Here is a 1,813-nt window from a genome sequence, read left to right on the forward strand (position 1 = left end):
AGGGAACAAGCAGCTCACAGTCTTCGTCGGCGCGACGACCGATCCCGACATCGTCAAGCGCATGTGGCGTCACCCGAACCAAGATGCGGTTCCGTCCGTAGCGTGCGGGCCTGCGCGCCTGGTCGTGATCGACGCCGACACCAAGTTCAACGGTCCCGAGCTGATCGGCAAGCTCTTCGACGAGCACGGCGGCGTGCCCGAAGGCACGCAGATCATCACGACACAATCGGGTGGCCGCCACTACATCTTCAGCGATCCCGACAACGCCTTCACGAATAGCGCTGGCGCGCTCAAGAAGCAGTACGGCTGCGACGTGCGAGGGCGCGGCGGTCAGTTCGTTGCGCCTGGCTCGCTCCGTGAGGACGGCAAGCGCTACGGAGACCAGGCCGCGCTCAAGGCGTTCATCGAAGCCTACACCAACGGCACGATCCCGCCGCTCCCTGATTACATCGTCGAGCTGATCGGCACGTCCTCGGCGGAAGTGGGGGAAGATATCCCCATCTCCAAAGAGCGCGAGATCATCAAGCAGATCGACGAGGCGGACATTCCCGAATGGGAAGAGCTGTGCGCGCCGCTCGGCGAGTATGACTTCGACAAGCTGCAAGCCGAGAACAGCGAGTTCAAGTCGCTCTACAACGAGCCCGGCGACGACTGCTCCGACAACCGCTTCAAGGCTGCGCGCCACGTCATGCGCGAGTGGCCGCAGATGCCGCCCGAACACCTGGCGTCGTTCTTCCTGGCCTTCGAGGGTGCTGGCGAGTTCGTCGACAGCAAGCCGCGCTCCGGCGAATACGACAACCGGCAGACCGCTCGCGAGTGGCTGAAGAACCAGGGTCTCAGCAAGGCGTCGACCGGCGAGGCGTTCGGCGCTGTCGTCGACGATGACGAAGACTCCGAGTACGAGCGCGAGGTCGCCGCAGAGAAGGAAGCCGAGAAGGCCGCCAAGCCGAAGGGCACGCTGCGCCGCATGTCTGGTGTCGCGATCTACGCCGATCCGAACTGGATGGTCGAGAATATCTGCACGCGCGGTATGGTCGGCATGCTTCATGCTCCGTCGAATGCCGGTAAGACGTTCAGTGCATTCCACATGGGCGGCAAGCTCTCCGAAGGGTGGGAGTGGTTCGGCCGCAACGTCGAACAGTGCGGCGTTCTCTACTGCGTCGGCGAAGGCCACGGCGGCATCAATCGCCGCGCGCTCGCCTGGTCGAACCGCTACAAGCCCAAGCACGATGCGCTCATCTTCCGCGACGGCGTTCCGAACTTCGCGCTCGATCCGAAGGGCGCGCGTAGGGCGTTGCGCAAGGCCGTCAAGGAAGCGAACGCGATGCTTGAAGGCGAGGGGCTTTCAGTCGGTCTGTTGTTCCTCGACACGTTCGCGAAGGCCGTAGCGGGTGCCGAGGAAAGCTCGGCGCGCGAGATGCAGCCGATCCTCGATATGCTCCGCGAGCTGGCCGTCGAGTTAGACATCTGCATCATCATCGTTCACCACTCCGGCAAGGACACGTCGCTCGGTGCGCGCGGCAGCTCGGCGATCTTCGCCGATGTCGACGCAACCCCGTTACATCAATGGTCGTGGTCGAGGTCGAGGACAAGCCGTCCGAGGGCTCCGCGTTCGGCGTCGTCGACGAAGAGGCCCCCACAACCAAGGACGAGTTGACGCCCGAAGTGAATCGCTCCGACGACAACAGCCGCTTGAAGCTCTGCGCGAAGATCATCAAGGCCGTGCAGAAGATCGGCAAGCTCGTCGGCAAAGAGGTCCACGCCGACGCCGAGATGGTGCGCCTCGAAGTGAAGGCGATGCAGGACATCTACG

Annotated in this window: 1 protein-coding gene; it reads left to right on the top strand. The window is 63.5% G+C overall.

Features of this window, described 5'->3' with window-relative positions; all coding sequences use genetic code 11:
- Nucleotides 1-1,657: AAA family ATPase (locus OO70_RS50250; protein WP_043688225.1), on the top strand; the 1,657-nt coding region annotated here is incomplete at its 5' end.
- Between the last annotated feature and the right edge of the window lie 156 nt (nucleotides 1,658-1,813).

It is taken from the genome of Streptomyces xylophagus (assembly GCF_000716435.1).
In the GTDB taxonomy this organism is placed as follows: Bacteria; Actinomycetota; Actinomycetes; order Streptomycetales; family Streptomycetaceae; genus Streptomyces; species Streptomyces xylophagus.